At 45.4% G+C, this 25736-nt stretch carries 27 protein-coding genes; 13 read left to right on the top strand and 14 right to left on the bottom strand.

Features of this window, described 5'->3' with window-relative positions; translation table 11 throughout:
* The coding region (locus A3756_RS23120; RefSeq protein WP_197481484.1) for a peptidylprolyl isomerase at positions 1–289 on the top strand (289 nt) is incomplete at its 5' end.
* A gap of 38 nt (positions 290–327) precedes the next feature.
* Here the strand turns inward: A3756_RS23120 and A3756_RS23115 are convergent.
* Positions 328–1164 carry an ABC transporter permease gene (locus tag A3756_RS23115; protein ID WP_197470226.1) on the bottom strand — a complete coding sequence of 279 codons (837 nt, stop codon included), beginning with the start codon at positions 1162–1164 and terminating at the stop codon, positions 328–330.
* A gap of 102 nt (positions 1165–1266) precedes the next feature.
* Between A3756_RS23115 and A3756_RS23110 the strand changes: the two genes are divergently transcribed.
* Entirely contained in the window at positions 1267–2763 is a 1497-nt protein-coding gene (locus tag A3756_RS23110; protein ID WP_197470227.1) for a DUF3336 domain-containing protein, read from the top strand.
* 1 nt (position 2764) lies between these two features.
* Here A3756_RS23110 and A3756_RS23105 read toward each other — a convergent pair whose 3' ends face one another.
* The 3 genes from A3756_RS23105 to recG all read right to left on the bottom strand — a co-directional run bounded on the left by A3756_RS23105 (position 2765) and on the right by recG (position 7422).
* Complete coding sequence (locus A3756_RS23105) at positions 2765–3703, bottom strand: sel1 repeat family protein (RefSeq protein WP_068508656.1); 939 nt, start codon at positions 3701–3703, stop codon at positions 2765–2767.
* A gap of 129 nt (positions 3704–3832) precedes the next feature.
* Positions 3833–5248, bottom strand: a complete 1416-nt coding sequence (locus tag A3756_RS23100; protein WP_197470228.1) for an aminoacyl-tRNA deacylase and HDOD domain-containing protein — start codon at positions 5246–5248, stop codon at positions 3833–3835.
* 80 nt (positions 5249–5328) lie between these two features.
* Positions 5329–7422, bottom strand: coding sequence for an ATP-dependent DNA helicase RecG (gene recG / locus A3756_RS23095; RefSeq protein ID WP_068508654.1), 2094 nt, complete (start codon positions 7420–7422; stop codon positions 5329–5331).
* A gap of 110 nt (positions 7423–7532) precedes the next feature.
* On the opposite strand from recG, the gene A3756_RS23090 reads away from it, so the two are divergent.
* Positions 7533–8411 carry an NAD(P)H-binding protein gene (locus A3756_RS23090; protein ID WP_068508652.1) on the top strand — a complete coding sequence of 293 codons (879 nt, stop codon included), beginning with the start codon at positions 7533–7535 and terminating at the stop codon, positions 8409–8411.
* Here the strand turns inward: A3756_RS23090 and A3756_RS23085 are convergent.
* From A3756_RS23085 to gmk, 4 genes are all read right to left on the bottom strand, one after another.
* Positions 8408–8803, bottom strand: coding sequence for a RidA family protein (locus A3756_RS23085; protein WP_068508651.1), 396 nt, complete (start codon positions 8801–8803; stop codon positions 8408–8410). The genes A3756_RS23090 and A3756_RS23085 overlap by 4 nt on opposite strands.
* Positions 8804–8827: 24 nt before the next feature.
* A complete protein-coding gene (locus A3756_RS23080) occupies positions 8828–10942 on the bottom strand; it encodes a bifunctional (p)ppGpp synthetase/guanosine-3',5'-bis(diphosphate) 3'-pyrophosphohydrolase (RefSeq protein WP_304438931.1) in 2115 nt (704 codons plus the stop codon).
* A 199-nt stretch (positions 10943–11141) separates the two neighbouring features.
* Positions 11142–11357 (bottom strand): DNA-directed RNA polymerase subunit omega, encoded by a 216-nt coding sequence (gene rpoZ / locus A3756_RS23075; protein WP_068508646.1) that lies wholly within the window; start codon positions 11355–11357, stop codon positions 11142–11144.
* Between the two features lie 94 nt (positions 11358–11451).
* Positions 11452–12102, bottom strand: coding sequence for a guanylate kinase (gene gmk / locus A3756_RS23070; RefSeq protein ID WP_068508644.1), 651 nt, complete (start codon positions 12100–12102; stop codon positions 11452–11454).
* A 188-nt stretch (positions 12103–12290) separates the two neighbouring features.
* Between gmk and A3756_RS23065 the strand changes: the two genes are divergently transcribed.
* Positions 12291–13748, top strand: coding sequence for a hypothetical protein (locus tag A3756_RS23065; protein ID WP_156490714.1), 1458 nt, complete (start codon positions 12291–12293; stop codon positions 13746–13748).
* On the opposite strand, the gene A3756_RS23060 is transcribed toward A3756_RS23065, so the two are convergent.
* Genes A3756_RS23060 through A3756_RS23050 form a run of 3 tightly spaced genes read right to left on the bottom strand, consistent with a single transcriptional unit; the run spans position 13745 to position 16554 of the window.
* Positions 13745–14635: a TIGR01212 family radical SAM protein gene (locus A3756_RS23060; RefSeq protein ID WP_082865453.1), complete on the bottom strand. Its 891-nt coding sequence runs from the start codon at positions 14633–14635 to the stop codon at positions 13745–13747. The two genes, A3756_RS23065 and A3756_RS23060, sit on opposite strands and share 4 nt — an antisense overlap.
* Positions 14636–14638: 3 nt before the next feature.
* Entirely contained in the window at positions 14639–15535 is an 897-nt protein-coding gene (locus A3756_RS23055; RefSeq protein WP_231872238.1) for a U32 family peptidase, read from the bottom strand.
* Positions 15536–15558: 23 nt separating this feature from the next.
* Positions 15559–16554, bottom strand: coding sequence for a peptidase U32 family protein (locus A3756_RS23050; RefSeq protein ID WP_068506974.1), 996 nt, complete (start codon positions 16552–16554; stop codon positions 15559–15561).
* A gap of 152 nt (positions 16555–16706) precedes the next feature.
* Here A3756_RS23050 and A3756_RS23045 point away from each other — a divergent pair, with 152 nt between their 5' ends.
* The 3 genes from A3756_RS23045 (at position 16707) to A3756_RS23040 (ending at position 18072) form a co-directional block, all read left to right on the top strand.
* Positions 16707–17189, top strand: a complete 483-nt coding sequence (locus A3756_RS23045) for an SCP2 domain-containing protein (RefSeq protein WP_068506978.1) — start codon at positions 16707–16709, stop codon at positions 17187–17189.
* 133 nt (positions 17190–17322) lie between these two features.
* A complete protein-coding gene (locus tag A3756_RS26265) occupies positions 17323–17484 on the top strand; it encodes a DUF2986 domain-containing protein (protein WP_082865452.1) in 162 nt (53 codons plus the stop codon).
* Positions 17485–17637: 153 nt separating this feature from the next.
* Positions 17638–18072 (top strand): PilZ domain-containing protein, encoded by a 435-nt coding sequence (locus A3756_RS23040; protein ID WP_068506981.1) that lies wholly within the window; start codon positions 17638–17640, stop codon positions 18070–18072.
* Between the two features lie 164 nt (positions 18073–18236).
* On the opposite strand, the gene A3756_RS23035 is transcribed toward A3756_RS23040, so the two are convergent.
* The gene (locus A3756_RS23035) at positions 18237–18536 is read right to left on the bottom strand and encodes a hypothetical protein (protein WP_068506983.1); all 300 of its coding nucleotides are present in this window, start codon (positions 18534–18536) and stop codon (positions 18237–18239) included.
* A gap of 132 nt (positions 18537–18668) precedes the next feature.
* Here A3756_RS23035 and A3756_RS23030 point away from each other — a divergent pair, with 132 nt between their 5' ends.
* A complete protein-coding gene (locus A3756_RS23030; RefSeq protein ID WP_068554771.1) occupies positions 18669–19331 on the top strand; it encodes an HPP family protein in 663 nt (220 codons plus the stop codon).
* Here the strand turns inward: A3756_RS23030 and A3756_RS23025 are convergent.
* Complete coding sequence (locus A3756_RS23025; protein WP_068506996.1) at positions 19328–19780, bottom strand: hypothetical protein; 453 nt, start codon at positions 19778–19780, stop codon at positions 19328–19330. The two genes, A3756_RS23030 and A3756_RS23025, sit on opposite strands and share 4 nt — an antisense overlap.
* 125 nt (positions 19781–19905) lie before the next feature.
* On the opposite strand from A3756_RS23025, the gene A3756_RS23020 reads away from it, so the two are divergent.
* The 3 genes from A3756_RS23020 (at position 19906) to A3756_RS23010 (ending at position 23054) form a co-directional block, all read left to right on the top strand.
* Entirely contained in the window at positions 19906–20250 is a 345-nt protein-coding gene (locus A3756_RS23020) for a copper-binding protein (RefSeq protein ID WP_068510116.1), read from the top strand.
* A gap of 215 nt (positions 20251–20465) precedes the next feature.
* Complete coding sequence (locus tag A3756_RS23015; RefSeq protein ID WP_068507001.1) at positions 20466–21278, top strand: formate/nitrite transporter family protein; 813 nt, start codon at positions 20466–20468, stop codon at positions 21276–21278.
* Positions 21279–21326: 48 nt separating this feature from the next.
* The gene (locus A3756_RS23010) at positions 21327–23054 is read left to right on the top strand and encodes a bifunctional protein-serine/threonine kinase/phosphatase (protein ID WP_068554776.1); all 1728 of its coding nucleotides are present in this window, start codon (positions 21327–21329) and stop codon (positions 23052–23054) included.
* Between the two features lie 68 nt (positions 23055–23122).
* On the opposite strand, the gene A3756_RS23005 is transcribed toward A3756_RS23010, so the two are convergent.
* Positions 23123–24121 (bottom strand): putative solute-binding protein, encoded by a 999-nt coding sequence (locus tag A3756_RS23005; RefSeq protein WP_068507004.1) that lies wholly within the window; start codon positions 24119–24121, stop codon positions 23123–23125.
* A 599-nt stretch (positions 24122–24720) separates the two neighbouring features.
* Between A3756_RS23005 and A3756_RS26845 the strand changes: the two genes are divergently transcribed.
* Together A3756_RS26845 and A3756_RS23000 are read left to right on the top strand one after the other, a co-directional pair.
* Complete coding sequence (locus A3756_RS26845) at positions 24721–25158, top strand: hypothetical protein (RefSeq protein WP_156490713.1); 438 nt, start codon at positions 24721–24723, stop codon at positions 25156–25158.
* 113 nt (positions 25159–25271) lie between these two features.
* Positions 25272–25736, top strand: a 465-nt coding sequence (locus tag A3756_RS23000; RefSeq protein ID WP_197481483.1) for a TolC family protein, incomplete at its 3' end; no start/stop codon positions are given.

The raw sequence follows: 25736 nt of genomic DNA, 5'->3' as shown, positions 1-25736 counted from the left end.
GCTTGGTAAAGGCCAAACTGTGCCAGAATTCGAACGTCAGTTATTCAATTGTCCTGAAGGTTTAGCCAGTGCGCCAATCGAAAGCCGTTATGGTGTGCATGTTGTTTTCATTAACCACAAAGAAGAAGGTAAAGCTTTACCTTATGAGATGGTTAAAGAACGAATTTCTGATTACCTGAATGAAAAGGTTAGACGTAAAGCGATTGCCCAGTATATTCATTCATTAATTATGGATGCCGACATTGAAGGTTTCGACTTTAGTGTGTCCGACTCCCCTTTAATGCAGTAAGCTCCCCATATTTGGGGTCAGAGTAAAAATGGCTGTTTTTACTCTGACTCCAATTTCTTATCTAATAATGATCGGCTCAAGGTCATAAAAATGACTGAAGAGATCCCTGCAGCGGCAAATAGCATACACATCACCATTATCTGATAGCGAGCGGCAATAAAAGGCGATACGCCAGAGAGTATTTGCCCCGTCATCATTCCAGGTAGCGAGACCAGACCGACGGCGAACATTGCATTGATATTTGGAATCATTGCCGTGTTGAAAGCCGTATTCCGTGCAGTTTCGTAAACATGGCCACTACGAAGTTCAGCCTGTAAACGTTCGCCAGCCAAACTAATGCTGGTCATTGAGGTTGCAAAAATCATCCCGGCTAGTGGAATCATATAACGTGGCAAGTACCAAGGGTCTAGCTGTAACACTAGCTGTGTGACCAGAGCAAGCATTAAACCGCCACCAATAAATACCGCAATCAGCGCTTTACTGAATAACTGAAAGCGTCCCTTTGTTGATAGTGCGTTGTTGCCAGTGCTATCTGACAGCGTGTTTAGAGATATCCAGCTCGATGCCAGCATCATCACTGATAGAACAGCCAAGGTGAGCAAGCTGCTTTCTGATTCGAAGATCATGATCAGCGCGTAGCCAATTAATAGCAGCTGGAGTAGCATGCGGATGATTGAGTAACAGGCTTTTCCGTATGCCAGCCCCCAATATCGCATTAGAGCAATCACAAAGAAAGTAGGGATAAAAGCGATGAGCAAGCGTTCAAAGGGAATGATTTCAATAGTCATCGGAAACTCGAAGTGATTGAAAGGACGGCGCGTATCATAACATGGAGCAGAGTAAAGCGATGGCACTTCAAGAATGATCTGGGTCATACAAAACCTGAAGAATACTCATAAAATGGTAAATAATACGGCGAAAAGTGGTATCTCCTGTTAAGCTTGAAAGCAATCATGACTTTACTTCGGAGAGTACGAGTGTTTTTTGAAAGCTCATCCAAGAAACTAGCTAAGCTTGAAATCAACATGGCCGCTGCAGAAAGCTATCAGGCTTGGTGCAGTGCGGCAGAAAAACATGACCTGGCTTCGGGTGCCAGCGAATGGAAAGAGCTTGAGCATACAAGCGAATATGACTACAAACAGATTCGTCATCGTCTAGAAGCTCTTCAGAGGCTTCGTCGAGACAACAATTATCATGGCTTACTGTTCGCTCTGAATGAAGGTATACATGGCAATATGGGGGGAATGGGTAAGCCTGTTCTCTATAACCATGCCAAGTATGGTACGAAGAAACTTATCGAAGAGTATGTCGATGAGATAGTTGAGTCCATAGAGCATATCGCAGAATTAGATGCCTCGCAGATCGATTATGAAGAGCGCCTAGACTTCTTTCATCGAGCCAGCCTTTGCTACGGCCGAACAGCGCTGATGCTCAGTGGCGGCGGTGCACTTGGACATTTCCACATTGGTGTTGTAAAAGCCTTGCTTCAGCAAAATCTTCTACCAAGTGTTATATCAGGCGCTAGTGCGGGCTCGGTCATTACAGCCATATTTGGTACGCATACAGATTTGGAGCTAAAAGAACTCATTCAGCCAGTGAGAATGTTAGCTGAGGCGAAAGAAAATGCAGGCTGGCTTAAAAAGCTCTTGTATGGAAAGAGAAAGCGCGCTGATATCAAAGATTTTGAAGAGCATGTGCTCAATCGTTTGGTACCTGATCTGACCTTCCAAGAAGCGTATGAACTCACAGGCCGTCGGATCAATATTTCCGTAGCGCCTGCAGAACTCCATCAGACCTCTCGTTTGTTGAATGCGATTACTTCACCAAATGTTTATATTCGTACTGCTGTGCTTGCTTCGTGTGCAGTGCCCGGTATTTTCCCTTCTGTCATGTTGGAAGCGAAGAATGAGCTTGGTGAGCGTCAAGCCTATCTACCCACACGACGCTGGATAGACGGTTCTTTTAGTGATGACTTGCCGGCTAAGCGTTTGGCTCGTTTATACGATGTGAATCACTATATCGGAAGTTTGATTAATCCGATCGTATTGTTTACTAAAGATGGTTGGGATAACACGAGAATTCCAAGTTGGGTACGCTGGCTAACGCATAAGAGTGCTAGCCGTTTTGCCAAAGCAACTTGTGCCGTGAGTCAGAAATATACTCCAAACTGGACGCGTTTTAATGTCTTGATGAATACCGTTGCCTCGGTGCTAAACCAGGAATACAGCGCCAATATTAATGTCTACCCGGATTTTAGAAAATTCGATTTTCGGCAAATACTTAGCCCGCTGTCTGAAGCCGAGTTACTAGAGCTGGTTCGACAAGGGGAATTGGCAACCTGGTCACAGATGGAGCGAATTCGTATTACCAGCAAAGTAGAGCGAACGCTGGAGCGAATTTTGGAAGAATATGGAGAAAATGACCTGCTACATGCGAAGATGAAGCGGCGTAAGAAACAGGTTCAAAAAACCTAAGTTAGTGCATGTCCAGCTGTAGGGACATTTTATCAATAGGCGTTACTGAAAGTAGTGATTTCATACAACGCTTTGAGTCGTAGCCGCACAAAGCGATCTCCTCATCCGAAAATATCCAGGGTTTGCCAGATTCATACAATTCCAAGCGGGCGTTGAGAGGTGCTTGGTACTGCTCCATATAGTGGTGCTTGGCGCTATAGTATTTTAAACTCGATAAAGCATCCCTTTGCGTGATTACTGCTCGTTCGAATAAACCATTAGCCGCATAAACGGCAGCAGCAGTGTCTAGAAAAAGAGGGCGGTCTGAAAGGTCCTCATCATCGATGATATCCTCTATCATTTCTAAAGCACGTTGCGGGTTTCTAAATGAATCATTGGGATATGTTGCCAGCCACCAAGCATAGAAAGCATTGGAGCTGTCAAAAACCTGGTTTTCAATCGATTTCTCAAAATAGTAGCGTGCATTGTCAAGATTACGCTCAGTCCCGTGCCCAACCAGGCTGCTATGCGCTAATACTGCCAATGCCCAATAATACTCCTGGTACTTTTCGCTTTTCAGGATTTTAAAAGCTAATGACTTATCTGGCTCTTCAGTGTCAGCAAGAATTTGGTAGGCTTTTATCAAGGGTATGTAATAGTCATAAGCTTGGTCATAGCGCCCATAATCTGCTTTTTCTGCGATATCGAGATAAAGACGGGATTTTTCCAGATCTCTAGGGACTTGATAGTCGAGGATATAAAGGTTCGCTGCATGCAATGCGGGAATTCGGTAGCCGAGCTTTGCGTCCTGCTCGAAATAATGAAGGGCTTCAGGATAGTTGTGTGCTTCTAGATTTTGTAAGGCTTGTCTAAAGTTCGTTGCACAGGCGCTGAGTTGGATTACTAGAGCTATCACTAGTGAGAGTTTTATTGCACGACTGATCAAATTACCACTAAACACTACCGGCTATCCTTATTTAAATAATCCTTCAGCTATTCTACCACTGGTTTAGAGTATGTACACTTTAATGAAATATAAATAGAGAAAGGCCGAGACGATGTCCGGGCTTTCTCTAACAAGTAAAGTAAACTAACGCCCCATGAGACCCGCCACGGCTGCAACATCATCTTTGCTTTCCAGTAATTGTGCCAAAGCTTCCTCGGCTTTTTCTGGTGTGATGTGCAGACGGGTATAAATACTTTCATCAAGTTTGTCGGCTGGTTTAGGAACAACGCCTGCGTCAGCCAGCATATGTTGAGTGAGCTGCAGTAAACCGGCGTATTCAGCATTTACACCTTCGAAGGCCTGATTCTTTTGGTGTCTCAAGCCAATAATGACTTCTTCTGGCATATTCCAGACAGACATCAGCTGGCTACCAATTTGTTCACGAGTAATGCCCAGTAAGAAGTGCTCAATATAGCCACTGTCTAAATGGGGGTTTGCTTCAATATAGCGACACATCAACGAGAAGTGAGGCGGGAAGACGTGTGCAAGCACCAAATAACCAAAGTTATGCAGCAAGCCCGAAAGATAAGACAAGCCGAAACTGGGGCGATAAGTCGGGTCAATTTTGCTTAGAATTGAGGTCGTACCTAGAGCTAGCCACATGGCTTGCTGCCAATAGGGGGCATAACCTTTTGGCTCATCCTTAGGAACTTTTAGTGTTCTTCCCAGAGCTAAACCCATTGCCAGGTTCATCACCATATCAAAGCCCAATACCCTGATGATCGCGTCGTGAACTGACTTGATCTTTCCGGGTGCATTGTAAAATGAGCTGGAAGCCCAGCTAACTACCTGAGCAGCAAGGCTTGGATCTTTTTCGATGATATCTGCCAGTTCATCAGCGCCTGCATCAGGGTTGGAGCGAAGGCGAATAATTTCTTGTGCACTCTGAGGCAGAGGTGGAAGCTCAAGAGTGTCTTCCAAGCGCTGTTTAATACGTAAGGAGGTAAACTTCTCAATCGCTTGATTGATCTGCTCAAGGTCACTGCCTGGTTGATTTATGTTGTAAGGTATCGATGATAGAGGCACTGCAAAGCTTTCGACTTTAGCTTTTCTAGTTGAGGCTGAAAAGGCCTCTTTACTCAGCTTGATCAGTTTATCTGCTTCATCGGTTTCGATATAGACGGTATCCTGTTCGATGACACGAGCATCGACAATCGCCGGTAAACCGGTGATATCCGGAATAGCCGGAAGCGTTTTGATGCTATGCACGGCGATTAGGCTGTGTACATCCTCATGTGGCAGCGCTTCGAATGAGCGCCCTACCTTACTGTTCAAACTGTCGACATCCAGCATACTGTCGGCTAAAAATATTAGCTGCGAACGCCCTAGTGTGTCTGCCATCAAGATGGTTTTCAGAATCTGGCTATCGGGAATGCCTTCACGGTCAACTAACACTGGCTGGTCCGCTTCAGTCAAATTAATTTCGGCATCATTCTGGTATTGTTCAAAAACTTTATTCACCACCGCGGGTATCATGTCATTTAACTCTTTGTTATCCATAAGCGTTTCCATATCAATAAGCTAAGTGTAGATCAATCCAGCAAAACAGTTCGTCAATTTAGTCGAAGGTAACAAAAATACTAAACTTCGCCATAAACACGCTTTGCGCCGACCCATCGACGAATCAATAGTTCACTGAGCTTGGAGTCCTCAAACACTTGTGCAGCCATGGTTTTGACTTCAGGAAGCCAATTTTGGTCACGTTGAAGGTCTGCAATCCGAAATTCGACCATACCGGTTTGCCGGGTACCCAGAACTTCACCAGGGCCTCTTAACTCCAGATCTTTCTCGGCAATGACAAAGCCATCGTTACTTTCGCGCATTACACTTAAGCGCTCTTTGCCATTGGCGGATAGAGGTGGGTGGTACATTAGCGCACAATAGCTTTTTAAAGCGCCCCTTCCTACGCGGCCGCGCAACTGATGTAGCTGGGCGAGCCCTAAGCGCTCAGGGTTTTCAATAACGATAAGGTTCGCATTGGGAACGTCCACACCGACTTCAATAACAGTCGTAGCAACCAATACATCAATACGCCCTTCTTTGAACTGATCCATGATTAGGCTTTTATCCTGAGCCTTCATTCGCCCATGAACCAAGGCGACAACCAAACCTCCTAGCTGAGCTTGTAACCAGGCCAGGCTTTCCTCTGCAGCCTGACACTGCAGGGCTTCAGATTCTTCTATAAGAGTGCAAACCCAATAGGCCTGACAGCCGGCTTCACAAGATTTTCTAACCCGTTCAACCATTTCGGAGCGTCGACTATCTGGAATGGCAAAGGTTTCTATTTTTTGTCTGCCTGGGGGGAGTTCATCGATTACCGAGGTGTCGAGGTCGGCGTAGGCGCTCATTGCCAATGTCCGGGGTATGGGCGTGGCGGTCATAATGAGCTGATGTGGCACCAAACCGGAGTCTTGCCCTTTGTTTTTTAAGGATAAACGCTGGTGAACACCAAAGCGGTGTTGCTCGTCGATAATCGCCAGGGCCAAGCGTGAAAACTTCACTTCATCTTGAAACAAAGCATGTGTGCCGATGACGACTTGAGCATTACCCGATGCGATTTTTCCCAAGGCGGCTGCTCGGGTCTTGCCCTTTGACTTACCACTTAGCCATGCGATTTCTATCGAGTTGCCATCAGGAAGCTTAAGCTCGGCAAACCACTGACTGAAGTTCAATAGATGTTGCTCGGCAAGAATTTCAGTGGGAGCCATTAAAGCGACTTGAGCACCCGACTCTACAACCTTTAAGGCTGCCAAGGCCGCAACGATGGTCTTACCTGAGCCGACATCGCCTTGTACCAATCGTAGCATGGGGAAGGCTTGGCCTAGGTCATGGTCGACGTCGCTGCACACTTTTTTTTGTGCACCGGTTAGTTCAAAGGGGAGCTGCTCAAGCAGTTGAGTGCCTAGCTGGCTATTATTCTGGCAAGGCAAGGCTTGGTGACTTTGTACGCCTTTGCGGAGTTTTAACAGACTTAAGTGATGCCCGAGTAATTCTTCAACAATAAGGCGTTGCTGACATAAATGCCGCCCTTCTAGCAAAGCGAGTTGGTCGGCTTCGGTTGGTGGAGCATGTAAGTAACTTAGTGCATGTTTAAGTTCCGGTAGCTGGTAGGCTTTTCGAATGCTAGGCGGCAGTAGATCGCGGACATCGCAGCGATCCAGCCAGCCAAGCGCTTGACGACAGATTGCACGGAGTCTTGCTTGTTGAATTCCTTCGGTTAAGGGATAAACCGGAGTTAAAGTTTCGGGTGCGGTATTCTTCTCGTCCCCTGTGATGATATTGTACTCAGGGTGATAGAATTCTATTCCCAGCTTTCCAAGCCTGGCCTCACCATAGCAACGCAGGTAGGTACCTTTTTGAAGTTGCCGGGCTTGAGCTGCGCTGAAGTGATAAAAACGCAGTGTAACGGTGCCGCTGGCGTCTTTTACTTTGACTTCTAGACTACGCCTTCTTCCATGAACGACTCTACTACCGAGCACTTCCACTTCAAACAAGCCTTGCATGCCGGGGCGAAGCGAGGCTGCAGAGTGAATACGAGTTCGGTCTTCGTAACGAAAAGGCAGGTGGAAGAGTAGGTCCTGCATGTTGTGAATATCGAGCTTGGAAAGTGTTTCAGCCAGTTTGGCGCCCACACCTTTTAACTGCGTAAGCTCTATTTCCTCCAGCGCTGCCATGCCGATTTAACCCTTTTGTGTGAGTGCAGGTACTTCCATGCATCTACGAATGTCTTTTAGAGTACTTCGTTTTATACTAGCGACAAATCATATAGAAAAGGCTTGGCGCTATGCAAGGTAAGAAGGTTTTGATAGTCGGTTGCGGTAAAATCGGTGGGCGCGTAGCGAAGAGGCTTTCAAGTGACTTTCAAGTTTTTGGTTTACGCCGAAGACCTCAAATGTCTCAGGATGACATTCATTATCTTGCTGCAGATGTTCGAGAGGCATCGAGTTTAGAAGAGGTGTTTTCACAAGTCCTGACTGATGGTGTTGATTACCTGATTTATTGCCTGACGCCTTCCCAGCGCACCGAACAGGCTTATCGTGATACCTATGTCACGGGTTTAGAAAACACGCTTACGATGCTTCCTAATCCGAAGCGCTTAAAGCGATTGATCTTTGTTTCCAGTAGCAGTGTCTATCACCAGAATGATGATAGTTGGATAGATGAGCAAAGCCCTTGTGAACCAAAACAGTTTTCAGGAAAGCTTATCTTTGAAGCGGAAGGTCTACTTCGACACAGCGGCATACCCAGCACGATTATTCGTTTTAGCGGGATCTATGGTGGTTCTCGTCGCCAGTTAATTAATCAGGTAAAGCAGTCTGCGGAAAGTGGCGCGGCTATTTTAAGTAAAGCCTTACGTCGAAGTAACCGTATTCATGAAGATGATTGCGTGGGTTTTATTGAGCACTTAATTCGCTTGAATGCTCAAGGCTCAGCGTTGGAGCCGCTATATCTTGCTAGTGATAGTGAACCAGTAGATCTTAATGAAGTGATTATCTGGCTAGCAGAGCACTTGGGGCTGACCATCAATACCCAACCTTCCGAGCAGGCAAAACGGCGAAGCGGAAATAAGCAGTGTTCCAATAGGCGAATGTTGGATAGTGCTTATCAACTTCACTATCCGACTTTCCGAGAAGGTTATCAGGCGATGTTAAGACAAACCTAAATAGATGAATTCATCACCATTATGCCATCCATTTCAACCTGAGCATCTTTAGGTAGTGATGCGACGCCAATGGCGGCTCTTGCGGGATAAGGCGCTTCAAAATACTTGGCCATGATTTCATTCACGGTGGCGAAGTGTCCTAGGTCTGTCAGGAAAATATTGAGTTTAACTATGTCTTGAAGTGTACCGCCTGCGGCATTGCATACAGCGGTAAGGTTATCAAATACTCGCGTGATTTGCGTGCTGATATCGCCTTCTACCAGGCTCATCGTACTTGGGTCCAGCGGGATCTGGCCAGATAAAAAAACGGTCTCGCCGACTTTTACTGCCTGGGAATAGGTTCCGATTGCTTCCGGTGCATCTGCTGTTTGAATAATGGACTTGTTACTCATATTTCCTCCTGGAAGCTAATCACTTTATTTTGATATGACTCTGGTAAGCCTTAGAACGGCTTTGATTGAGCGAATTCGGCGCATAACTCGAGCCAGGTGTCGTCGACCCTGAACATGTAGCACAACACTAACAACACTTAGTTTGGCGTTTTGTTCCGTCACGCCGATTCGTTCGATATTACCTTCGGCGTGCGTTATCGCTGCGGCTAGCTCGGCAATAATGCCGCGTTGGCGTTCAAGCTCTACCTTCAATTCAACGGTAAACTCATCGGTAATATCTTTCACCCAGGATAAGTGCATTTGAACCTGATTGTTGCTTAGGTTCATAATTTTTGAGCAGCCCTCGGAATGAATGGTGATGCCAGAGCCTGTGTCAGGTAAGCCTACGATCGGGTCGCCCGGGATCGGGTGGCAGCAATGTGCGAAAGACAGGTTCATTCCTTCTGAGCCCTTGATCATCATGGACACTGTAGAGGTATCTTGAGCTTCGTTTTCAGCCTCATCTTGTATTGCATCAGACATCAATTGACGAGCAATGATGAACGGCATGCGCTGACCTAAACCGATATTGCGCAGGAGTACATCCATGCTCTCGGCTTGGTTATGTTCAAGAACTTTTTGAATCTGTGCTTCAGGAATATCTTTCCAGGAAACATTAATGCCAGAGAGTGACTTATCGAGCAAGCTCTTACCAAGCGCTAGGCTTTCGGCTTCGCGTTGGTCTTTCAAGTAGTGCCTTATGCTGCTCTTGGCTTTACCGGTTGTGACAATATTCAGCCAAGCCCTACTTGGTTTAGCGCTAGGGGCAGTGACTACTTCAACCGTTTGCCCGCTTTGTAGAGGTACGCTCAAGGGGGCAAGTTGTTTGTTTACGCGACAGGCGACACAAGCATGACCAATATCGGTATGGATAGCATAGGCGAAGTCGATTGGGGTTGCCCCCGCAGGTAATTCGAGAATCGCGCCTTTGGGTGTGAATACATAGATCTCGTCGGGGAAGAGGTCGATCTTAACGTGCTCAATAAACTCCATAGAGTCAACGGCTCGTTCACGAAGTTCTTTCAGGCCGCTTAGCCAGCGATCAATACGCGCCTGATTGGCCAAGGCGAGATCTGACTCATCTTTATATTGCCAGTGTGCAGCAATACCGTAGTCAGCCAAATCTTCCATATCCTTAGTACGAATCTGAATCTCGATATTAACGTGCATACCGAAAAGTGTCGTATGGAGAGACTGGTAGCCATTTGCTTTAGGTACGGCGATATAGTCTTTAAAACGAAAGGGCAGCGGCTTGTATAAACTGTGGGCGGCTCCGAGCACGCGATAACAATCGTCTTCAGAGTCAGTAATAATTCGAAAGGCATAAACATCCATAATTTCATGGAAGGATTTATGCTGGTATTTCATTTTTTTATAAATGCTGTTCAGGTGCTTCTCGCGACCGAGTATCTCAGCATTAATACCGCGTTCTTTGAGCTTATCTTCAAGGCAATGTTGAATATCGGCAAGAATTTCATTGTGATTGCCACGTAACTTCTGCACTGCCTGGCCAATATATTTGGCTCGCATCGGGTACATGGCGGCAAAGCCTAAGTCTTCTAGCTCTACCCGAATGCTGTTGATGCCCAGTCGGTTGGCAATTGGCGCGTAGATATCCAGGGTCTCGGTGGCAATGCGTCGACGCTTTTCGGCATGCAAAGGCCCCAGCGTACGCATATTGTGCAGGCGGTCTGCCAGTTTGACTAAAATGACACGAATATCTTTGGCCATCGCCAAGGTCATTTTCTGGAAGTTGTGGGCCTGCGCTTCGGCTTTGGACTTAAACTCTATCTGCGTCAGTTTACTTACGCCATCGACCAGGTCAGCGACAGTATCATTAAACTGCTCGGCTAACTCTTCTTTGGTAACCTCGGTGTCTTCAATGACATCGTGAAGCAGTGCGGCCATTAGTGTTTCGTGATCCATGTGCAAACCAGCAAGGATCTTGGCAACGGCTACCGGATGGATGATGTATGGGTCGCCACTTCGACGGTACTGACCTTCGTGTGCATCTTTAGCACACTCGAAAGCCTGCAAGATCATAGAGACCTTGTTGTCATCCAGATAAGTTCTGACTGCCGCTTCGAGTGATTCTATCAATGCCTGTTCTGCCTGTTCTTTAATAATATGTTTCTAGAAACACGAGTGCCTTAAAATACGAGGGGGATAAGCTCTAAAGCAAAAAAAAGCCGAACGTTTCCATTCAGCTTTATGCGCTCTCACCTATCTTAAGTGAGAACAGATGATTTTCAAGAGTAATTCTCAAGAAAACCACATAATTTATTCATTTTTCAGCAGATTAAGAAGAAATCTCTTCGCGCTTGATCACATCATCATTGATCAAACCTTCTGCAATTTCACGCAAGGCAACAACAGTAGGTTTGTCATTTTCCCACTCTACGAAAGGCTCTTTGCCGCCATTTGCTAGTTGTCTGGCTCTCTTGGTTGAAACCATTACCAATTCAAAACGGTTATCAACGTGATCTAAACAATCTTCAACGGTCACTCTAGCCATTAAATTTTCACCTCTGGAAAAGACGCACTACTCAATAAATAAGGCAGAACTACAGTCCCACCCAAAAACGACCGAACATACTACGAAAAACGCTCTAAGAAGACAATAGCTCGGTCAATATTTCTTCATGCTGCGCGCTTTGACTGGCGGTGTCTAGCCGATTTGATTTAAAAATCGACAATAGATCGCTTAATGCATCGCCAAATTGATCGTTAATAACCAGATAGTCGTACTCATGATAATGGCTACTTTCACTGGTTGCATCGGCCATGCGGCGCTCAATGACTTCTTCACTATCTTGGCCGCGCCCTTGTAAGCGTTCGCGCAAGGCGGCTTTAGATGGAGGTAGGATAAAGATGCTCACGGTATCTGGCATCAGTTCTCTTACTTGCTGCGCACCCTGCCAATCGATTTCAAGAATAACGTCTTGCCCAAGCGCCATACGCTGCTCAAGCCAGGTCTTGGAGGTACCGTAGTAGTTATCGAAAACTTTTGCATGCTCTAGAAAGCCAGATTCAGATATGAGCTGCTCAAACTCGGGGATGCTGACAAAGTGATAATTAACGCCATCGACTTCCCCGGGACGAGCCTGGCGAGTGGTATGAGAAACTGAAACTTCGATACCTGAGTCGGCTTCGAGTAAGGCTGCTACCAGGCTTGTTTTCCCTGCTCCGGAAGGGGCTGAAACGACATATAAACGCCCTTGCCTTGCAACTTCTTTAGACTTTTCACCTGTGCTACCCACTCTTTCTCCTCCAGATTCTAAGCAATGTCTAGGCTGTTATTCATCAGCTAAAACAACTATATTTAATGCGATGTGGAGCATTATGCTAAATTTCAGCTAAAAAGAGTATCTCTTAGTCTCAGTAGATCTTGATAAAGCGCTACAGACGAATTTTATTGAACGGCTAATACTGTTGGTATAAACACCCTGTGAAACAATATTGTCATTATCACCCGATTTCTCCGGCAATCTGGCATTGCCTGTCATGCGAGCGTCATTACGATAAGCTTTGCATGCCCGATGGTGACGAAAGGCAGCAGAAGGCTAAGTGCCCACATTGTAAAAAGCCCATGTCTTTTCTTGAGAAGCGTCACGAGATGCCTCCATTTTGGTCAATGCAACAGCGTTTTTTCGGTCTGCCATTTAAAACAGACGCTTTGTTGCTTTCCTTGTTGTTAGGCCTTAGTGCACTAGCGATGCACTTAAATGCGATATTCGCCCTGCTACTTGCTAGTATCTTGTCTCTAGTGCTTGTGAACTTCTCTGTGCAGGTAGCGCGGAGCTATAGTAAGGCGACTCGCTTATCATCGACGACAGGTTCAAGCTCATTTAATGGGGGGGTGCCAGGAATTGCCTCGGCTTTAGATTTTAAACAGGCTAAGACGAGCCTGATTATTACCGGACTATTAATCGTTTGCTTTGCGCCCCCCATACTTTTACTGAATTATGTTAGTGGCTGGCTTGCCCTAACCTACGCGTTACTTGTTTTATCGATTCTGCCCAGTGTATTGCTTATGCTGCTGTATAGCGATAAACGGCAAGGCGGCCATGGATCTGCTCCACCTAGTTGGATGAGCATTATTAAAAAGATGCACTTATCTTATGTCAGCTTGATTGCATTTTTTGCGATGAGCTATTTGAGCGTATTGGTGATCGCAGATTTGCTTCACCCTGTATTACCCTCCTTTGCTTTTGCTCCGGTTTGTGTGCTGCTGACGGCATATTTTGTTATAGCCCTGTTTGCGGTTTTGGGTTACGTCTTAAAGCGTTATGAATTCTTTTCATCGGTGAGCAGTGTCAAAGCGCTTGAGAGCGAACAAGACAATACGCCAACTGACAGCTCACAACGAATCAATGCTGACTTAGATATCGCGATCAAAGATGGTGACTTTTCCAAAGCCTTGTCTCTTTTGGAAAACAGTATGAAAGGCAAGGGAAAGCGGTCTGACTTGAGAGTCCATCAGCTGTATACGCTATTGCTAGAGCGCCGAGACCTGGTTCGCCTGGAACAGCATAGTCACTTGTTTTTTGAACTCTTACTGGGTCGGGGGCAGAAGTTGGCAGCTTATGAGTTGTTTGAAATGCTGCGCAATGAGCAAGAGAAGTTCCTGGTGCACGATATTCAACTGAGCCTCGATCTGGCTGAAGCGTTTTATCAGATGAAAGAGTATAAACTGGTGCTTTGGTTAGCACGTGAAGCGCACCAACGATTTGACTCGTGCCCGGAATTGGCGAAGTTATATTTACTAGCCGCTAAGACTATTCTTTCGAAGTCCAAGACACCGGAAAAAGCACGTGCATTCTTGCACTATATTGACGAGAACTTTCCGGATACCGAGTTTAAGGAAGCCGCAAGGCGCTTGCTAGAACACCTTGACTCACATTAACTGAGCCGATCATTGATGGCATTGAGTATTTGCCACTTCTTCCCACACCACTGTGGGGCAAGCAGAATGTCTTGCGAGGCTGTTCCGGTTAGCCGGTGAACGATTACGTTTTTAGGAAGGCGCTCAAGCATTTTGACCACGGTATCGATATACGCTTGCTCAGCGACAGGTTCATACAAACCTTTCTTCCATTCTCGTGCTAGCTGCGTTCCTTTTACAATATGAAGCGGATGGAACTTGATTCCATCTGTTCCCAGTGCCAAGACTTTATCTAAGGACTTCAGGCTATCAAGGGCTGCTTCGCCAGGAAGCCCCACTATTAAATGCGTACATACTTTTATCCCCATATCGCGAGCACGCCGACAAGTATCTTCATATTCCATCCAGCCATGACCACGGTTGACCCGCAGGAGTGACTCATCATTAGCGCTTTGTAGTCCTAATTCCAACCATATTTCATAGCCTTGCTCCTGATAAGCCAAGAGCAGTTCGAGCACCTCATCGGGAACACAGTCAGGGCGAGTCCCTATCGACAAGCCAATGACGTCGTCGACCGCTAAAGCACGATCATACAAGCGCTTTAGGTTTTCGGCCTCATCATAGGTGTTGGTATAGGCCTGAAAGTAGCCAAGAAATTTCTTGGCTCCGGTACGCTTGGCGATCACCGCTTTGCCGCGTGCTATTTGTGACTCAATTGAGTCTGGCGCTTTGGCGTTGGGGCTGAAGGATGCGTTATTACAAAAGGTGCAGCCACCAATACCTTTGCTACCGTCTCGATTAGGACAAGTAAAGGAAGCGTTGAGAGAGAGCTTATGGACATGCTCGCCATGGCGCTGTTGCATATACTGGCCAAATGAAAGATAAGGCCTTCCAGCCACAACACTCACAACTTAAACCATTTGACTTGATTGCATATCCATACCCGGCTTGCCAAACCAATAACCGTTGCAATCCTGATCGCTCAGCGCAATTTCACTCGACTGGCCATCAAGCGCATCACGGAAGCGACGAATGATGTCACTCATACCCTCAGCACGAGGGCTTAAGCGCAAGACATCAACATCGAATTTTTTCATTTCAGGCACCTGTGCAAGCAGGTTATAAACCGACGAAGACTGCGTTTGGATGCCGTTAATATTAAATAGGGCCTGTTGCTCCTGACTCTTTACTTCTAGCCCTTCCGGGTAGTGAATGCAGCTAAAGCGACAATCATCCTTGGGTAAGTCCAGGTAACGTGCGGTAAAACACCGCGCGGAGTAAGCGAGAGGAAGATGGCCATAGCTGAAGACTTCGGTTTCAATCTTCTCACGGATACCAAGATCACTTGCCTCGTCGTGAATGGTTTGTAAGCAATGGCCCGAGAGCTCAACCGGCATAACCCAACGTCGAGCACCGTTTCTGACCATAATCGATAAAGTGCGTGCATTGTAGATATTGGTGCTAGGACCACAGACAAAGGGTACTCCTTTGCGCGATAGTAATTGCACTGCAGAGATATCGTTCGCTTCAACTTGAACCGGGGCGTTTTCACAAATATTCTTTAAGGTGCTTAATTCAGAATCTGCCATTAATAACGCCAGACTGGAAATTACGACTTCTTTACCTGATTCCGATAGTTCCTTGGCTAGCTCTAGCCATTCAGCAGTTTTTAATTCTCGGCGCTTAGAACACACCGTCTCGCCTAAATAAATAACATCGACAGGGCTGTCGAGCATCTCTTGGTAGAAGTCATAAACGCGCTGTTTTGGCCAAAAAAACAGGTTTGGGCCTAGTGATAATTTCATCATATTACTCCCTAAATCTGCGGGGTTTATTGCCAGGCGCGCGTATAAGCGCCCAAAGTGGTTTGCGAGCCTTCAGAGACTTTATCGAGTGGCTTGCTCCATTGGGGTTTCACTTTAAAGTTATCCGGGTCGCGCTGATAGCTGTCTAAAGCTTTGCGCCAAACCGAGACAACCTGTTCAACATAAGCCGGGCTGCGTTGTCGACCCTCAATTTTTACAGCCTTGATGCCGATCTCTGTTAAGTCAGGAATTAAGCCAATTGTGTTCAAGCTTGTTGGTTCTTCGAGTGCATTGTAGAGACGGCCTTCCACTTCAAATCGGCCTTTACACAAGGTTGGGTAACCTGCTTTTTCATCTTCCTGATAACGGTCAATTAGCACATTGTTCAAACGTGACTCCAGGCCGTCTTCTGTTTCTTCCCAGCGAACAAAGCTTGCAGGCGAACAGGCACCGCAAGTATTGGGTGATTGGTCGGTTAGGTATGAAGATAAATAGCAGCGCCCTTCAGCCATAATGCATAAGGAACCAAAGGCAAAGACTTCTAATTCGATAGGCGACTTCTTAGCAACTTGCGCCACCTGCTTGAGTGATAAGACGCGTGGCAGCACAGCGCGGCGAACATTGAAATTGCGCTTGTAGAAACTTAGTGACTCAGCATTTGTGCCAGAGCCCTGAACCGACAAGTGCAGGTTTAGATTGGGGTGCTTTTGGGTGGCGTAATCCAGCACCCCCATATCAGCACAAATTAGCGCATCGGCCTGAATATCGGCGGCTACATCAACGGCTCGTTGCCATTTACTCCAACCTTCGGGCTGGGCATAGGTATTCACCGCGATATATAACTTAACGCCTTTGGATCGCGCATAAGCTAAGGCTTGTGAGACCTTTTCTTCTTTGAAGTTTAAGCCTGAGAAGTGACGTGCATTAGTTTCGTCTTTAAATCCTACATAGACGGCACTGGCACCACTATCTACCGCTTTTTTAAAGGCTGGTAAACTGCCAGCCGGACAGACCAAATCCATAAAGAAATACTCGAAATAATACGTCTGACCATTGTGAAGAATCCCCCGGCTAGTCACTATCCCTATTGGTGGGTATTTTATGTACCAACTTGCCGGGATATAGTTTCCTTTAATATCTGTTCGCTAATCTCGTTTTAAGGAGCGAAGCTACAATGCTATTGTCGAGCCCGAGAACTCTGCTTCCAAAATTACCTTTGACTTTGGTCAAACCTGTTCGCCATATGCCTTTTGGCCTGCAAAGTTTAGTGCTAAAAAGAGTGCTGAAAGCGGCCTTTAAGTCAGCCTTGGATCAAGGTGACATGGATTTTCTTAAACAGCGTTGGCTAAAAATCGAGATTAGCGATGCGGATATCAATTGGTTCTTTAGTTGTGGTCCTCGAAACGAGATATTAATGCAGAAGGATGCGCAGACGGACGTTTGTATTCGCGGTAGTTTGCGTAGCTTTATTTTGCTCGCGGCCCAAAAAGAAGACCCGGATACGCTGTTCTTCCAGCGTGACTTGGTGATTGAGGGTGACACTGATCTGGGTCTTGAGATCAAAAACCTGATGGATAGCCTGGATCTCGATGACTTGCCACCAGAGCTGCTATTTGCCGTAAGAAGTGCTGCAGAGTATGTGACAGTATTTAGCTAAATACTCTTACTCCAATAGCGCCCGTCCGCTTAGGAGGTAATCCATTGTTTTGGGTATATAAGCTTCCACCAAGCTTCCACCAAGCTTTCCTAACGACTAGAATCCCCCTATCTATCGTTAAAGGCCAGATTTGATGAATCGTAAAAAGAAGCTGAACTCCATCCTCAAGAAAAAACTTAAGAAGGCAAATGCCAAACTGGCGCCTAAGAAGAATGATAAACCTCGCTATATATCCAAAGCAGAACGGGCTGTAATGGAAGAAGAAAACACCTTAACTGAGATCAAAAACGACTAATAGATTGTCGGCTTATAGCCTTTTCTTGGGTGGCCGTGTACCTTCCAAAAAATTAATCTTTTTCATCTTATAAAAAAGTGACAAAAGTCTCACTTCGATCCATATTGTTAGCAGCTAGCATTTTGTACTTAGCCTAAGAGATGTACCGCAGCGATGAATACACCCGCACCACGAGCTTATATTCGCCACCCGTCCAAGGTTGGTATACAGGTTACGCCTTTGAGTACGCGCGAGCAGCTCAATCTGGAGATTAATAATATCAGCCAGGGTGGTCTGTCTTTTGATTCCAATGTTTCATTTTTCAAAGATACTGTGGTGAAGCTGAAAATACCTTCGGTTAAGCCGGTATTTAAGGTCAATGCAATTATTCGTTGGTGCCGAGAGCAAAGTGACAAGCAAGGCAGCCCATACGAGCTGGGCGTAGAGTTTCTCGACAATGATGACGCCTTTAAAGTTCGTATGATCGAACAGGTATGTCATATTGCCGAGTATCGAAAAGACTTGCAGGAACAGTTGGGTAAGCGAGTGACCTGGAATCAGGCCTCTCAGGAATGGATTAGCAAGAATGGGGGCAGCTTTCCGCGCTAGTCCGCGGTGAGTCACATTCAGGCAGGGCGAGTATTGTGAAGCAAACCTGTCATCGAATATGATCAAAAACGTATAACAGAAAGCAAAAAGCCGCAATACACAATGAACAATGTATTACGGCTTACTCAACTAACTAGCGTACTTTTTGGAACCTTCTGACCAGCTCAGGTGCCTTCGACTTCGACTTCCATCTCTACGTCTTTGAATAATAGTCCGAATGTATCCCAGACCTCTTCGACGGATTTCTCAATTTCATGCACTGCATGCTCTGAGGACGCGACAAGCTGTTCCTCTTTTTCTTTCAGTCCTGAACGATAATCTAGCAGTTTTTGATATTTATTTTGTGCGATTGATCGTAGCTCGTCAGGCAAGTCCTTTACCCTGTGCTCCATGCGGTCGATTTTGTAATCCCATTCTTCTAATTTCTTTGCAAATTTCTCAATTTGCTCATGATGTGAAGACATTTTCACTACTCCTACTATGCTACAAGTCAACGCCAGAATAGCGCGCTACAAAAAAAAGCTCATTGATGTAGGTCAACGGCCGATTTATATTCATATAAGCTTAGAATTCCAATATGAAGGTGACATGACAGCATGGCCGTATTTTTTGTACACGATGTAAGGACAGGGCTCGTTACACCACTAGACCGTAAGTTTAGGGTGCGTGATATTCCTCCAACGGATGAACTGACTGAAATACAGAAAGTTCATTCTAAAGCTGAAACCGACCCCGAAGATTTTAAAGATCATCGTCAAAAGTCAAAGCAGAAACCCCTGGAGCCGAGTGCAAGCCAGCAGAAAGCGATTTCTGCCTACCAAGAAGTTAAGCCCGCCCGAAGCCCTTTGGGGAGAGTGAAGAATATTATGAGCTCGCCGGTACTGAGTATCAGCAAAGATAAGACGCTCGAAGATGCCTGGCGTATTATGCAGAAGTATGAAATACATCACCTGGTCATTCTTGATGAGGAACAGAAATATTGCGGAATGCTATCTGATAAAAAGATCGTCCCTTTTCTAATGAGCCCACAGGGTGGTAACCTCGAGGAAATGCAGAAAAGCTCGCTAAACGCCTTCTGTCACGAATCGTTGTTATCAACCCACCCAGAAACTCAGGTAGAAGACTTAGCACCAGCTTTGTTGGAGTATGGCTTGGACGCGATAGCGGTATTCGAGAATCAACAGATTGTCGGGATCGTTACCCACCCCGATATATTGAAGACGATACTACTGAAGGAGTCGCTAGAAGCAGATGCTTAATCTGGTCGAGCTTGTTGGGGGCTAAAAAGTAAAATGATTAGACCTAAGAGGCCAACTGCCGTGATCGATAAGCCGGCTTCTAATACGACACCTGCAAAACGGTGGTCTAAGCGGTAGAGACCACTCGAAAAACCATAACTCAAATCCAGTAACCCCAGGAACAGTGCCGCACCGGCGCAGGCTGCTGCGAGTACTCGGCCCTTTTGCATCCATTGGTTGCACCACAAAGGCAGGGCAGAAACTAGCATACCAAAGGCCAGAATTAAATCAGGCAGCACAAAGCTTCTTTCCCACAAGTAATAGCCTTCAAAATGTGGCATCAGTGCTCTTAGCTCTTCGATAGAAAAGAGCGAGCCGTTAAAGAACTGCCACCAGAAATGTATGATTCCCAGTGCTGCACCGATATAAATCATCGCCAAAAGGCGCTGAAACTTAAGTTTCTTAATCATCTTTTTTCAAGGGGGTCAGACTCGATTGAAAGCTATGTAGCCAATAGACCAATACATGCTACCTCTGGACGATGCTAAAGGCTATAGTGCTAAAATTAGCTACTTTAAATTCGGAGATGACACTTATGCGCCTATTAGTCTTGCTTAGCATGATCACCTTGCTTTCGGCCTGCAGTACACCGCTTAAACCAATCAATAATGGCCATGGCACGACAGAAGGAATAATGGGAGAAACGATTCAGGAAGTTTCAGCTTATGGTTTGATTACCCAAGTTGCTGCAGAGGAGGGCTTAGTGAATATCAAACATGGGCCGATTCCCGAACTCAATTGGGCCCCTATGTTGATGACTTTCAGAGTTAGTGAGTCTTTGTCACTTGAGCCATTCAAGGCGGGTGATAAGGTTAGCTTTATACTGGAGCTGGATGAAAAGGGTTTGCATCGGCTGAAATATGTGGAAATCAGAAAGTAAGTGAGATCTCGCTTCAGCGTCAACTATCGCACCAAAACTAAACAAAGCCATGTTTTGCTCTCTATAAGTGAGCCTAACTTATTCACTTATAGGTATATAGATTTCAGTGATTACGAATATAAGTAATTGTTATTTAATGTGAAGTCTAAAAACGGCCCGAGCTATGCTCTCTCAGATTATGTAAATTTTTAAACCTAATCTAAGAGAGATTAATTATGGCCTATATCGAACCGAGTGAATTCGCCACCAAAATGGTTGATTCAGGTGAACAGAAAATTTTCATGTCCACCAAAGATACGTTAGTACGTGCATTCATGGCGGGTGCAATTCTAGGGCTCGCCGCATTCTTTGCTATTACTGTTATTGTGAAAACAGGCAGTTTATTAGTTGGCTCACTTTTATTCCCTGTCGGCTTTATCATGCTCTATTTGATGAAGTTCGATTTGTTAACCGGTGTGTTCACGCTAGTGCCGCTATCAATACTTGATAAACGTAATGGCTGTACCGTGCCGCAAATGTTGAGAAACTGGGGCTTGGTTTTCCTTGGTAACTTTGGTGGCGCACTGACCACAGCTTTCTTTGCTTCGTTTATTCTAACTTATGGTTACAACACTGACGGCGGTGCCTTGGCAGCTAAAGTGAGCACCATTGGTGAGTCAAGAACACTGGGTTATCAAGCGCATGGTGCTGATGGCTGGTTCACGATATTTATTCGTGGCATGCTGTGTAACTGGATGGTATCGATGGGTGTTGTCGGTGCAATGATTTCAACCTCTGCAACGAGTAAGATCATTGCAATGTGGATGCCGGTAATGCTCTTCTTCTTTATGGGCTTTGAACACTCTATTGTAAACATGTTCCTATTCCCATTCTCTATGATCATGGGCGGTGACTTTGGTTTATACGAGTACTTCGTATGGAACGAAATCCCAACAGCTTTGGGTAACCTTGCTGGCGGCTTCTTACTAGTAGGTCTGCCACTATACTGGACGCATGTTAGGACTAATCCAGAGCGTAAGGTCGCTTAATACTAAAATAATATAATAGGAGCCCCGCCAGAAATGGCGGGGTTTTTTATGTCTAAGCAACTTAAAGTATCTGTTAGTCAGTATTCAACTGCAGGAAAGAAAGACCTGAATCAGGACTTCCATGCAGCCTATGCCCCGGAAGAGCCTTTGCTCGCGTCCAAAGGGCTGGTGGTCGCTTTGGCTGACGGTATTAGTAGCAGCAATGTAAGCCAGATTGCGAGTGAAACCGCGGTTAAAGGTTTTATACAGGACTACTACAGCACATCAGACTCCTGGTCTGTGAAGACCTCTGCTCAACGGGTTCTTAAAGCAGCTAACTCCTGGCTGTTCGCGCAGACCCAAAATAGCCCGCATCGCTTTAATAAAGACAAAGGCTATATCTGTACCTTTAGTTCGCTTGTTATTAAGTCGAACACTGCTTATTGCTTTCACTCTGGTGATTCACGTATCTACAGGCTTGCTGACAATAACCTTGAGCAACTAACCAAGGATCATCGACATGTCGTTGATGCAGAAACGAGTTACCTGACCCGCGCATTGGGCGTTCATGACACTTTGGAAATGGACTATCGAGCGCTTCCTCTAAGTGAGGGAGATATCTTTATTCTTGCTACTGACGGGGTGTATGAGTTTCTTACTGAAAAGCATTTGGCGAATACGATTACGAGAGCTTTTGAGGAGACAGGGAAAGTACCAGATAGTTTGGCAAAAGAGTTGGTTAATGAAGCCCTGGCAGCGGGCAGCGATGACAATTTAACTTTGCAGATCGTGAGCATCGATAGTTTACCGGCGCGAGAGTTAAGTGAGTTACAACAGCAGCTTACTCAGCTGCCTCCTGCCCCCAGATTAGAGGCTCGTAAAGAGTTTGATGGATACATGATTCTACGTGATATCTATATCAGTAGTCGTAGCCATGTATTTCTAGCAGAAGACCAACAAACAAAAAAGAAGGTGGTGATAAAAACACCTTCCACAGAAATGAGAAATAACCCGGATTACTTGGAAAGCTTCTTGATGGAAGAGTGGATTGCAAAAAGGGTGAGCAATGCTCATGTTTTGAAAGCAATTGAACCTGATAGAAAGCGTAATTTTATTTATTTAGTGTACGAATATATTGAAGGGCAGACGCTTGCACAATGGATGCTGGATAACCCTAAACCGGACATCAAAACAGTGCGAGAGATCGTTACTCAAATTGCTAAGGGGCTTCAGGCCTTTCATCGACAAGAGATGGTGCATCAGGACTTAAGGCCAAATAATGTCATGATTGATAGCCAGGGAACGGTAAAAATTATAGATTTTGGCGCAACAAAAGTAGCCGGAATTACTGAGGTGATCAGTAAAAACGAAGGCATTATGGGGACAGCTCAATTCACTGCACCGGAATACTTTTTGGGGGAAAGCGGAACAAGCAAGTCTGATCTGTTCTCTCTAGGCGTCATGACCTACAAGATGTTAAGTGGCGAACTACCTTACGGCAATGATATTTCAAAGATTAAAGATCGGCGTTCACTAGGGCGGCTAGGCTACCAATCCATCGATAAGGGGCGGGATGTTCCTGGCTGGTTTGACTACGCAATTAATAAGGCGGTTCATATTGACCCCTTAAAGCGCTATGGTGAAGTATCCGAGTTTATTTATGAGCTGAATCATCCAAGTAAAGTCTACGTAAATAAAGCCAAGCCACCGTTGTTGGAACGTAATCCCGTACTTTTTTGGCAGCTAAGCTCGTTGATTTTACTAATTATTGTGCTTTATCAAGCCAGCATGACGTAAACAATGTAGGCGGTTGGATTTGGGGCAACCGCCCGTATAAGTTTTCAAAGGCTTGGGTTACTTGTTGGCTATTCGGGCGTACTGCACTCCGCGCGGCTAGGGTCTTCAGCACAACGGATTTTCCATAGTAGTCGCAGCGCCTTAGGGTTAAAGGTACTATCTTCTTTTAGGGCCAAACGAATATCTCGGCTAAAGGTATCAAATTCAGACTTGGATGCATCACTTGTTTTGATCCAGTACTTGGCAGGAATTTCGTCTTCTGCATCTTTTACCATCTTATGGATTTGAGTGAGACGAGAGACCATGTATTTACGCATTTTGTTGCCAAAATCTGGAGCGAAGTTTTCCTTCTTGATAACCGTTTGGAGCATGCCGTAAAACAAACGGTAATCAATGATGCCACCTTGCTCTCCTAAACCGTGGTATAGCTCGAATGTGTTGTAAGCCAATGCCGGCATTAACAGAATATCGATATTGCCATTGTTAAACTGGCCAGAGAAGGTTGCCAGAGAGGTGGAAACGGGAGAAGCACCGGCCAGGGAGGCGAGTTTGAAGGCTTGCGGGTCACCATTCAAAACCGATATTTTTTTACCGCTGAAGTCAGGCACTGTGTTAATAGATTTATCATTGACGAATACATACATGGAGCCAACGGGAAATGAGGCGACAATTTCATATTTGCCGTTACTCATCAAGGTGCCTGCCTTTGGACTGGCTAAGGTTGCCAGTATTTTATTCAGCCCCTGATCCGACATGATTCCACCAATCGCATCAAGAGAGCCTCCAAAGGGTACATAGTCGCGGGACAGAATTGCACTCAAGTGTGCGGCATCACAAATGCCTGCTTTGAAGTCATTGGAAGCAACCTTCTCGTCAGTGTAAGCCTTGAATTCGAGGTCGATACCCCAGGCTATAGCTTTAGGTTTGAGGTCAGCATAGAAAGTCATCACAGGACCATTGGTACCCACCGGATCCCAAGTGCAGATGGACTTCTTCTCTAGCGAGAAAGCTGAGGTGCTAAATAAATATATTACGAATGAAAAGAATGTATAGAGTGCGTATTTCATATCAGAGCCCTTTGTTATTTTTAAAGTAAGGTACTGCTCAATCCTTATGAATTACTCTCTATATCGTACTTAAGATAGGTCGGGACTGGTTTGATATTGGTCAATTAAACATCAATGAAGGCAGGTCATATTTTAAACTAATTAATATGTTACTGGCATGAGCTATGGCCGCATAAGCGAGCATGAACCTTCTCATGGATTTATTATTCTGAGTTGATGGTAATGGATCGTTGGCGAGGTCACTAAGAACAGGTATTCATGGAAGACTTAAATTCGAGGTTATCAAGCTTTTCTTGACGTTGGCTAAGTGCCAATTGCAGGCCTCTTAGTCCATTGTCAAAATGGCCTAGTTATCCTGATTAAACGAGGATTAAGATTTATGGCCTTGAGAACAAAGCAGTAGTTACCGGGTTTAGATTATATTTATGCTGCGTTGAATAAGTCTCGTTGTATCCAAAGCCAATAAACCAGACTGAACTTTCTCTATTAATTAGTGTCCTAAAGTATGTGTAAAACGCAGTTTAAGTCTTTTTAAGCATCTTCGTGATATTTAGTAAAGGCGCTTGCAGCGCTATGATTTTTGTGGCAGAGTTTTAAAGATGAGTATTCTGAAACAGATAAAACAAAAGTATTCAAAACAAATAAGCGTCTTGCTGGCCGTTTTGATGATGCTATCTCCGATTATATCTTCGGCGAATACTCTGTTGATGAGCGAAAGCACAATGCCTCATCATTCAGCGTCGACATCAACTGAAAGTGATGTTGAACAAATGAAGGTAACATCAGATAGCGAGTCTTGCCACGAGGCCGTGGCTCAAACCGTTAAAGACTCGATGAAGATGAATAAAACCTCTTCAGTCACAAATGACTGTTGTGATGAGTCTTGTTTATGTGCACAGGCTGGTTGTCAGTCTTCATCAGCGGCTTTCCATAATTCCGCGTTATCCTTCAGCACAGATAGAGTTGCCTTTAATTTTACGGCATCATTTTATCTAAACCCACAGACATTACCTTCTTTCCCCCCTCCCATTTCATAAGACCCTAAGGAAGTTCCGCCTTAAATTCGGAGCTCCCGTCGCTTTTTAGTTTTACTTATCGCTAGTTAATTTTATAGCCCTTGGGCTCGCTAAATAGCTTTGGACCTTGTCTTATGTTTCGCTTTAAAACAAAACGTGTCTTGTCACGTTTAATGTATATTTATTCTGGTTTGCTCGTTGCTTCAAGTTTTTTATCTGTCCATGCCTCGGAAGAAAGCAATGGAACCTTGCAAACGACTAAGTTAGTTCAAGCTCAGTCTGAGCAAGGAGGCTTGCTTTCCCTATCTGATGTGCTCACTAGAGCTCGCGCCAATGATTTCAGGCTAAAGTCCCTGGGTATTCAGGCGAAGGCTTTTGAAGCTGAGGCAAAAGCGAGTGATTTTTTGCCAGACCCAACTCTGTTTGCGGCGATACAGAGCTTACCGACAGACACATTTGAATTTGATCAGGAGCCTATGACCCAATTACGGGTAGGCGTCAGACAAATGTTCCCCAAAGGCGACACCTTATCGCTGCGCGAAGATATTAACCAGGAGAAAGTGGGTCTTCAGACCGTCAAGCAGGAAGCTTACTGGATA

The sequence above is a fragment of the Oleiphilus sp. HI0086 genome (assembly GCF_001635225.1).
This window is presented reverse-complemented; position numbering and strand designations above follow the sequence as displayed.

Excerpts from the sequence above, each read along its gene's own strand:
- A3756_RS23115 (WP_197470226.1), bottom strand. The coding sequence starts at position 1,164 with ATGACCCAGATCATTCTTGAAGTGCCATCGCTTTACTCTGCTCCATGT.
- A3756_RS23100 (WP_197470228.1), bottom strand. The coding sequence starts at position 5,248 with ATGGATAACAAAGAGTTAAATGACATGATACCCGCGGTGGTGAATAAA.
- recG (WP_068508654.1), bottom strand. The coding sequence starts at position 7,422 with ATGGCAGCGCTGGAGGAAATAGAGCTTACGCAGTTAAAAGGTGTGGGC.
- A3756_RS23090 (WP_068508652.1), top strand. The coding sequence starts at position 7,533 with ATGCAAGGTAAGAAGGTTTTGATAGTCGGTTGCGGTAAAATCGGTGGG.
- A3756_RS23085 (WP_068508651.1), bottom strand. The coding sequence starts at position 8,803 with ATGAGTAACAAGTCCATTATTCAAACAGCAGATGCACCGGAAGCAATC.
- rpoZ (WP_068508646.1), bottom strand. The coding sequence starts at position 11,357 with ATGGCTAGAGTGACCGTTGAAGATTGTTTAGATCACGTTGATAACCGT.
- A3756_RS23055 (WP_231872238.1), bottom strand. The coding sequence starts at position 15,535 with ATGATGAAATTATCACTAGGCCCAAACCTGTTTTTTTGGCCAAAACAG.
- A3756_RS23050 (WP_068506974.1), bottom strand. The coding sequence starts at position 16,554 with ATGGATTTGGTCTGTCCGGCTGGCAGTTTACCAGCCTTTAAAAAAGCG.
- A3756_RS23045 (WP_068506978.1), top strand. The coding sequence starts at position 16,707 with ATGCTATTGTCGAGCCCGAGAACTCTGCTTCCAAAATTACCTTTGACT.
- A3756_RS26265 (WP_082865452.1), top strand. The coding sequence starts at position 17,323 with ATGAATCGTAAAAAGAAGCTGAACTCCATCCTCAAGAAAAAACTTAAG.
- A3756_RS23040 (WP_068506981.1), top strand. The coding sequence starts at position 17,638 with ATGAATACACCCGCACCACGAGCTTATATTCGCCACCCGTCCAAGGTT.
- A3756_RS23035 (WP_068506983.1), bottom strand. The coding sequence starts at position 18,536 with ATGTCTTCACATCATGAGCAAATTGAGAAATTTGCAAAGAAATTAGAA.
- A3756_RS23030 (WP_068554771.1), top strand. The coding sequence starts at position 18,669 with ATGGCCGTATTTTTTGTACACGATGTAAGGACAGGGCTCGTTACACCA.
- A3756_RS23025 (WP_068506996.1), bottom strand. The coding sequence starts at position 19,780 with ATGATTAAGAAACTTAAGTTTCAGCGCCTTTTGGCGATGATTTATATC.
- A3756_RS23020 (WP_068510116.1), top strand. The coding sequence starts at position 19,906 with ATGCGCCTATTAGTCTTGCTTAGCATGATCACCTTGCTTTCGGCCTGC.
- A3756_RS23015 (WP_068507001.1), top strand. The coding sequence starts at position 20,466 with ATGGCCTATATCGAACCGAGTGAATTCGCCACCAAAATGGTTGATTCA.
- A3756_RS23010 (WP_068554776.1), top strand. The coding sequence starts at position 21,327 with ATGTCTAAGCAACTTAAAGTATCTGTTAGTCAGTATTCAACTGCAGGA.
- A3756_RS23005 (WP_068507004.1), bottom strand. The coding sequence starts at position 24,121 with ATGAAATACGCACTCTATACATTCTTTTCATTCGTAATATATTTATTT.
- A3756_RS26845 (WP_156490713.1), top strand. The coding sequence starts at position 24,721 with ATGAGTATTCTGAAACAGATAAAACAAAAGTATTCAAAACAAATAAGC.